The organism is Neobacillus sedimentimangrovi (assembly GCF_010614825.1).
GTDB classification, from domain to species: domain Bacteria; phylum Bacillota; class Bacilli; order Bacillales; family Cytobacillaceae; genus Neobacillus; species Neobacillus thermocopriae.
On sequence record NZ_JAAFZF010000026.1, the window covers coordinates 32,892 to 41,627 of the forward strand.

At 32.7% G+C, this 8,736-nt stretch carries 8 protein-coding genes; 3 read left to right on the top strand and 5 right to left on the bottom strand.

What is annotated here, in order from left to right:
• Positions 1-25: 25 nt before the first annotated feature.
• The 4 genes from GZA11_RS10040 to GZA11_RS10055 form a co-directional block, all read right to left on the bottom strand.
• Complete coding sequence (locus GZA11_RS10040) at positions 26-364, bottom strand: PTS lactose/cellobiose transporter subunit IIA (RefSeq protein ID WP_163183677.1); 339 nt, start codon at positions 362-364, stop codon at positions 26-28.
• Between the two features lie 2 nt (positions 365-366).
• Entirely contained in the window at positions 367-690 is a 324-nt protein-coding gene (locus tag GZA11_RS10045) for a PTS sugar transporter subunit IIB (protein ID WP_328822042.1), read from the bottom strand.
• A gap of 74 nt (positions 691-764) precedes the next feature.
• Positions 765-2,090 carry a PTS sugar transporter subunit IIC gene (locus tag GZA11_RS10050; protein WP_038538646.1) on the bottom strand — a complete coding sequence of 442 codons (1,326 nt, stop codon included), beginning with the start codon at positions 2,088-2,090 and terminating at the stop codon, positions 765-767.
• 182 nt (positions 2,091-2,272) lie between these two features.
• The gene (locus tag GZA11_RS10055; RefSeq protein WP_163183680.1) at positions 2,273-4,291 is read right to left on the bottom strand and encodes a BglG family transcription antiterminator; all 2,019 of its coding nucleotides are present in this window, start codon (positions 4,289-4,291) and stop codon (positions 2,273-2,275) included.
• Between the two features lie 1,597 nt (positions 4,292-5,888).
• Here GZA11_RS10055 and GZA11_RS10060 point away from each other — a divergent pair.
• The 3 genes from GZA11_RS10060 to GZA11_RS10070 are packed head-to-tail and all read left to right on the top strand — an operon-like array spanning position 5,889 to position 8,489.
• Positions 5,889-7,256 (top strand): sensor histidine kinase, encoded by a 1,368-nt coding sequence (locus GZA11_RS10060; RefSeq protein ID WP_269153375.1) that lies wholly within the window; start codon positions 5,889-5,891, stop codon positions 7,254-7,256.
• A 1-nt stretch (position 7,257) separates the two neighbouring features.
• Complete coding sequence (locus GZA11_RS10065; protein WP_163183681.1) at positions 7,258-7,944, top strand: response regulator transcription factor; 687 nt, start codon at positions 7,258-7,260, stop codon at positions 7,942-7,944.
• The gene (locus GZA11_RS10070) at positions 7,941-8,489 is read left to right on the top strand and encodes a TVP38/TMEM64 family protein (protein ID WP_051968246.1); all 549 of its coding nucleotides are present in this window, start codon (positions 7,941-7,943) and stop codon (positions 8,487-8,489) included. The genes GZA11_RS10065 and GZA11_RS10070 overlap by 4 nt, the downstream gene beginning before the upstream one ends.
• Positions 8,490-8,613: 124 nt before the next feature.
• Here the strand turns inward: GZA11_RS10070 and GZA11_RS10075 are convergent.
• Positions 8,614-8,736: IS3 family transposase (locus GZA11_RS10075; RefSeq protein ID WP_163182820.1), on the bottom strand; the 123-nt coding region annotated here is incomplete at its 5' end.

The window sequence follows — 8,736 nt, forward strand, 5'->3', positions numbered from 1 at the left end:
AAATTCCGTTTAAAATATAACTTTTTTAATTTCCTTCATTTACATTTATTGAAAAGCCACTCACTTTTTCGTATAATGTAACAAATTCTTTAGCCATATCAAGAAAGGTTATTGCGTTCATTAAATGGTCTTGACCATGAATTAGCAATAAACTTATTTCTGTTTTTTCACCATTTGCCTCTTTTGTTAACAAAGAAGTTTGGGTACTATGTGCTGCATTTATAGCTGTTTCTGCTTCTTTTAATTTTTCTGCTGCCAAAGAAAAATCATTTTCTTTGGCAGCTTTGATAGCCTCCATAGAGTAACTTTTAGAATTTCCTGCATTCATAATCAATGACATAATGATTTCAATATTTGACTCCATATCTATTCACCTATTTTTTCTTTAATTAAGTCTAGTGCCTGTTGTAAAATTTTTTCGCCATTCAATGTTCCATAGTGTTGAGGGTTAATCACATCGACACGGATACCTGTATCTTTTGTAGATTCCTTAAGTCTATTTTCTAAATAGCGAACTTGAGGTCCGAGAAGGAGAACATCAACATCGTTCGTCTCCATATAATTTTCTGCTTCCGTCGATGGGATTGCCTCAATATAAACATCCATATTTTTTTGGGCCACCACTTTTTTCATATTTGAAACGATCATACTAGTACTCATACCTGCAGAACATACTAAAATAATGTTAATTTTGCTCATATCAATATCTCCTTTTCATTGGTTATTTAATAAAATCTGTGTCGTATTAGTGTAGAAAAATCCAATTATGCAGCTTCGCTATCAATTTTCTCTCTAGCGCTTCGATCAGCGATTTTTACAAATGGGATATAAATTAATATGGATACAAGAATACAAACAATTTGTGTGATAACAGCACCGATACTTCCAGCTGTTGCAATAAATGCGTTTAGAACTGGTGGAACTGGCCAAGGAACCATGACGACAGCTTTCCCAGCAAAACCAATTAATGTTGAAAAATATCCAATCGTTCCCGTTATTAACGGCGTAATAATGAAAGGAATTGCAAGAATCGGATTTAGCATAATTGGCAAGCCGTAAATCAATGGCTCATTAATGTTAAAAATCCCCGGGACAAACGATAATTTCGCAATTTGTCGATAATCTTCTCGTTTTCCTACTATGAAAATAGCAATTAATAAACCCAAGGTCGCACCCGACCCACCAAATGTCATATAAATATCCCAAAAAGGCATGTTAATAATATTTGGAACTTCTTCTCCCGCTTGGAATGCTGCCGTATTTACAGCAATAGCCGAAAGTAATAAAGGTTCACGAATTGGTTTTACCATTTGCATACCATGAATACCAATTACCCAAAAGACTTGAGCAATTAACATGAGGGTTAGTACGCCAGGTAACCCTTGGATAAGCCCTTCTAAAGGTTTTTGTACAAGGGAATAAATAATGTCAAAAGCATACATACCTGTTAAAGCTTCAATAGCAAAACCAGCAGTGGCAATGATAGCAACAGTAAAAATGGTAGGTATTAATGATGAGAAACTATTAGAAACAGTTGCCGGTACAGAATCAGGTAATTTAATCTTTAATTTATCTTGTTTACTTAACCAGTGATACAATTCGATTGAAAGAATTGCTACAATAATACCAAGGAATAAACCTTTGGTATCGGTATACTGTTTTGCCAATACATTTTGAACAATGATGCTGGAACCATCATCTTGGGTTAAATTAAAGAATGTTGGATTTACCGTTAAATAGGACATTACAGCAATAATACCCGGGAAGACCCCTTTGATATTATTGAGTTTGGCAACCTCGATCCCTAATAGGAACACAGCATAAATGGTTAAAAAATTTAATGTAAAATAGCTAATTGTACTTGAAATCGGTTTAAATTTTTCTAAAAAACTTAAAGCAGAAATTTGAGCTAACCCATTTTCTGCATCGAATACAACCGATGAAAACAGTGTTGCGAAAGCACCCGTAATAATTACTGGGAGTAATGCAGCAAAGGTATTTTTAATGGCAATGATATACTTAATGCTGTTTACTTTTTCAGCAACTTTATTTAGTGAGTTGATTAATTTATCAAACACACCTGACGACATTGTAATCTTCCTTTTCTTTTTATTTTTAAACCTTATCTTTTTGAATCATTGTTTGAGGGGTGCAAATAATATCGCAATATTCCGAATAAAATTGGCACCAAATATCCACAAGTCGGGTTAATCTGAAAATCTTTTCTGCACATATTGCTCAAAAACGATCGTCCGGGGAAAATAAACTAATTTCATAGATTTGTTTTAACCACTGACATTAATAAATTTTTGAAAACCTCATAATCAGGATTTTGAAATAATTGTTGCTTCAATTCATCATCTTCGATAAAAGTAGCAAGAGCACTAAGTATCATGTTAAGACCCTCATTTTCTACTTTTGATGGTGACATCAATATAATTAACTTAATCTGTGAATGGTCTTTATCCCACTCCACACCATCTGGTATCACACTGACAACGATTTCACTATTTACACCAATTGGTTTGACTGGATGAGGAAACGCTACTTCTTTAGCAAATACAATTGACCCAAAAGTCTCTCGGATTTCCATTTTTTTGAGCATGTCATCAATAAACTCACTTGAATTACAATCTGTTAACGCACGAATCATCTTTTCCAAAATATGTTCCCGTTTGACTTTATCAATAAAAACCATAAACCGATCAGGATGGAAAAACTTATCAAATCGCTTTTCCATTTCCACAGCGGGAGTACACAGTTGGATAGCCTCTACGTCTTTCAATTTATTTTTATCAATATATTTACTGATTGCTTGAATATCTTTATGGTTTAAAAAAACACTCACATTAATGACCGGTACATTAAAAAAGCTAACCGATATATCGATCGTTGAAATAATCAAATCGATACCTTCCAAATGTTGATCTGTTAATTGGTAATAGCTAATTACATCAACAATATGGATATAGCCCATAAACTCATTTTCCAACCGATTCTTCAACATTTGTGCGCTGCCCAATCCAGTAGAACAAACAACTATAACATTTAGTTTATGGTTTCGCTTATATCGCTCCATTGCGGCAAGAATGTGTAACACAATATAGGCCCATTCATGATCATCGACTTCATATGGGGATAATACAGGCATTTTGGCAAAGTATTTTTTTGTTAAATCAAATATCCTAGCATAGTCGCTCTTGATTTCTTCAAGTAGTGGATTTTTGTGCTCAATGCCCATTTGCAGTCTAGTTAGTAAAGGTTTGAAATGTGTTTTTAGCCCCAAAATTAATTTTTGATCGACCTTTAATTTCACGCCTTCTTTTTCTTTCAGTTCCATAGTGACAGCCAATAATTGTTCTTGTAACGGCACCATGTCAGTAGCCATTTCAACGCTTTTGATTGGCTGATTTGCTTTTGACTTGAGGTGCAATGCGATATAATTGGCCTCATTTACTGGAAATTGGATTGCAATCGTATTTTCAATTCGTTGAACAATTTTGTCGGCAACAAATAATTCTTTATCAAAATCAAGCTCTGGGTCGATTGGAAAATCTTGAATTGTATACCCATCATCAATCCGCTTAATTGCTAATGCCAAATGGAGAACAAGATTTTGTAAAAGGTAGTCTGAAATTTGAATCTTATATTTTCGGCACTCTTCCAGAACAATGATAAACAAAGTCTCAACGGTAAACCCTTTATTTTTATAATTTATTGGTTCAAAATCCATAAATTTATCAAACGACTCCCGAGAAAAGAAATAATTTAAAATAAAGCGCCGTTTCTCTAATTCTGAACCGTGTATGACTAATTCTCCGTCTGCATTATAGTCAATTTCGAGATTATAATGATGAAGTCTATCTTTTATTTTTAAAAGTACTTTCGTAACCGTTGATTTACTAACAAACATCTCAGAAGCAAGTTCACTAATGGTGATTGTTTTATTTTCAATTAACAATTTATTTAATATAAATCGTTCGCGATCCGCATTTTCAGTTAAGAAATAAACATTTGACATACTCGTATGTTTATCGCTGATTTGTTCTAGAAACTGATAAAATAGATTGTTATTTTTTATTGTTAATGAATACCCATGACCTTTCTTCATCTCAATGACTGCACCGTGTTTCTCTACAACCTCTTTTAAATGATTTATATATTTACGAGCAGTTTTATCGGAAATATCCATTTGATTGCCAATCATCTGACTCGAAAGGCAGTCATTTTGATTTTTATTTAAGTATTGTAGAATTCTAATTTCCTTACTATTCAGCTGAATGTTTTGCATTTGTCGATCGACACCTTCTAATCAATATCGCCTGTGTTATTGGATTACCCTCTTTTAAAAATAACAATCTGTTTAGTATATCAGGGATTAATAAAAGGTTCAAAATCTATCATTAGGTATACATTTAATAACCAGGTATCATCACCTTCTTCCATTGAAATGAAACAAAATTTCTTCATCGGATACCTTTATTCTAATTGGGGTAAAAAGGCATGTAAATGTTTTCAAAACACCCATATTTTCCTCTTCGAAGCGGAACCTTCTTTTAAAAATGAAAAAGGAACTAAGAAATTCCTAGATTATTTTTACCCCGCCAAAAATTCTCCCTCCATACAAATCTCCATTACCCCTTATAGCTCTTGGATCGTTCTGCTCATTATTACTTTTTGTAATTAAGTTGTTCTCCAATATCCCTATCTACACCATTTTTTCTGTTCTATATTGTTTAAGAGTTTTTCCCTTAATGTTTAATGAATTTGGAGAAAATAAGATTATTGTGACTGAAAATCCCATTTCTTTCTATATTCTGTGTTCTGTCAAAATGATAGAAAAGATGTCTAGTCAATTTTTTTTATTATTACCTTGCTCGTATTATTTAATCTTTAATATAAGTTTTTTCATTAGTTGAGACCATACACTCATTTGAGAAAGAGAATTGGGGTAGGGAAATATTGAAAAAAACAAAGACTGATTCCACGCTAGATCAGTCTAGTTGTTTGATTAATATAAACGCAAATTACAATTCTTCGATTTTCAAAACGTTTATCTTTCAAACCTCTCCCAATCTCCTCTTATTTCTCTTTCCATCAAACGATTGATTAAAAAAGCTGCCAACATTAAACATAGAAAAACATTCCCCCTCCAATTCCGAAAAAAACTTTTAGTATAAGAAGATCTAAAATATACACGAATCGACATCTTTCCAGCTATATTCAGAAAAGATGGTACTAATCAATCGTTTGTTTACAACATATAATTTTGCTTAGAAAATAGTATTTCCCTTTCCAATCCTTATAAAAGTTTGTCGAAAATTGCATGTGAATTTCCCAGGAAAAAGTCCACCATTCCGCAAAATATGATTTATTTCTTTTAAACATTCATCTTTCTACCCATTTCACGCCTTTTTTACACTAATCAAACGTTTATTTAAAATCGTCATAACTTCTATTAATCCTGAATTTTCAATTGGAAAACCTTAAAAAGATTGTGGAAAGATCCCCTTATATTGATTTTATACATAACTTGTTCATAGAATTTTATAAAAAATACCATTGCAACATTGGATTCTATCTCAACAATGGCTCCTCTGCTGTATACAAAACGATAAAGAAAATGGTGTTTCTATGTGTGCAAAAGAGAAGAATCACGGTGTTTTTGAATGTACAACTTCGCCAGATTGTATAATAGAAAATTAATATTAGTAGTATAAATAGCATGACACTGGTTTAGAAACTTGGCTTAATACTTTCTGAACATCCGATGCTTTTTTGTAGAGTAATAAATTACCGGTTTTTAAAATGTACAATGTTGATCATATGCATATTTTCTGCACATTTCTTCTATAAAATATTTCTAAAAAAATAAACAGGAGCTCATTATGAAAATTTCTCTAAAATTAGGATTATGGTTTTTTGTCTGTATTTTAATCATTGAAACTACTTCCATGATGTACTTACATCGCCATGTTATAGAGTCTCGTGCAATGCAAGAACTCAATTCACTAAAAGAAAGAGGCAATAGCCATCGTGACGTTTTGGAAATTTCATCGGACTCATCCACCCTTCATCATATTGCCCTAATGGAGTCCAAAACAGATACAGAGGTAGTAATTAAAAATTCCAAGGGGAAAATTATTGAATCTTCTGTTTCTATTGATTCAAGCATAAAAAGAATAATAAACCAACCTATCCATAAAGTACCGAGAAACGGACAAATATTGCAGTCAAATTTAAAAGGAGAAAAATATATAGCAACTGTATCACCTTTTACCGGTGAAAATGGGACAAAAGGGTATGTGTACATGTTTAAAAGCACCGATCAAGTGCAAACATTGATTTCACAGTTAAACAAACATTTTATATTAGCCTCTTTTCTCATCTTGTTTTTTATGTTAATTACGGTTTTCTTTTTATCAAGGGCTCTAACAAAGCCTTTAATATCAATGAATGAAGCAACAAAGAAACTAAGTAAAGGTGACTTTTCTGTATCATTACCCAACATGTCAAAAGATGAAATTGGTGAGTTATCAAGATCTATTCAAACATTAGCTAATGACCTGAATCATTTGAAACAAGAAAGAAATGAATTTTTGGCTAGTGTATCTCATGAATTGAGGACACCATTAACCTATATTAAAGGCTACTCTGATATAGGTAGAAGACCATCGCAAGAGGAGAAGGAACGGATACATTATTTCAATATTATCCATGAAGAATCCAAACATCTCGAACAGTTAGTAAAGGAATTATTTGACTTAGCAAGGTTGGATCAGAACGCTTTCTCCATCGATAGGAAAAGGGTTCATATCTGTTCATATTTACATTCTATTATTGAAAGGGTCTTACCTGCGTTTAAAGAAAAGCTAATCCAGTTAAAGTTAGACTGTGAAGACAACCTCTATTTTTCAATCGACCCAATACGATTTGATCAGGTTTTTCTTAACCTTTTAGATAATGCTCTTAAGTATTCCAATGAAAATACAACAACTCAAATAAAGGCTTTTAAAAAGAACGATAGCATCCACATTTCCATTGAAGATGAAGGAATAGGAATTCCAAAAGAGGACTTACCATATATATTTAATCGTTTATACCGAGTAGATAAATCCCGTTCAAGAGCGACAGGAGGATTCGGTTTAGGATTAGCTATTGTTAAGGAAATAGTAGAAGCACATGGAGGAGAAATTTCCGTTGAAAGTAAAGTTGGACAAGGAACCTGTTTTAAACTTGTTTTGAAGGAGGAATAAAATGAGAACTGTTTTACTAGTGGATGATGAGAAAAGAATGCTTGACTTATTAGAATTATATATCACCCCTCACGGCTACAAATGTGTTAAAAAACAATCTGGAAAAGACGCTACCGAGTTTTTAGAAAATGAACGAGCAGATCTAGTTATCTTAGATATTATGATGCCTGATTTGGATGGGTGGCAAACTTGTGCAAAAATCCGTGAAACATCAGATATACCTATTATCATGCTTACAGCCCGTGATGACAAAGAGGAAGTAGTTAAAGGATTAAAAATCGGTGCGGACGATTATATTACAAAGCCTTTTAATGAAAAAGAATTATTAGCAAGAATGGAAGCTGTCATGCGAAGAACGAAAAATGATAAAGAGGACATTTTGAAATTTAAAGGATTAGTTTTAAACGAAGAAGCTTATGAGTTCACATTTGAAAAACAAAGTATTTCATTGACACCGAAGGAATATTCTTTATTAGCTCTCTTTATCAGTAACCCTAATAAAGTTTTCACCAGAGACCATTTACTTACAACTATATGGAAGTATAATTCGGATGTGGAAGATCGAACAATCGATTCCCATATCCGTAATGTAAGAGAAAAGCTTCGTCATGTTGGTTTCCCAGTTGATGAGCACCTAAAAACTGTTTGGGGAGTCGGATACAAATGGAGTACTGAGGGTGAGCAATGACTGGTGTCTTTGAAGATTTAATAACTTCAAGTGGCCCTTATGGAATTCTTGTTAGTATCATAATTAACATTGTCATATGTATAGGGGGAGTGATTCCAAGTATTTTTATTACTGCTACAAATATCACCTTTTTTGGCTTTCATACTGGTTTAGCGATCACTTACATCGGCGAGTGTGTTGGAGCAGTGTTTAGCTTTTGGTTATATCGAAAAGGGATTAAATCTTTAAATCCCACAATATTAAACAAAAATAAATGGTTAATAAAACTTCAGAATACACAAGGATGGGACTCTTTTGTCATTATTTTAGTCTTGAGAATTATTCCCTTAATTCCATCTGGTATAATTAATTTGACAGCTGCCATTAGTAAAACAAGTATTTTTACCTTTTTTATGGCAAGTTCCCTAGGAATGCTTCCAGGAATCTTCATTGAAGCCTACTCTATTAAACAAGTATTGGAATCATCTTATCACCTAAAATATATATTAGCGATCATTGCCTTTATAATATTTGTTTATCTCTTTAAAAAAATGAAACATAATTAATTCATAGCTTCAGAGGAAACAATAGGAAGTCTATTCAATCGATTGAAGAACCAGAAAGTACATTAATTATGAAATATGAAAAGGATGTCAGTAGGTAGTGACCCCTTAAAGTTAGAGTTCTTCATTATGCAATTAATTGGCTGGTATGAATTCGATATTCAACTGGACTCATACCAGCCAGTTTTTGTTTTATTCGCACATTGTTATAATAATCGATATATTTTTCGATTTTCTTTTTCAATTCTTC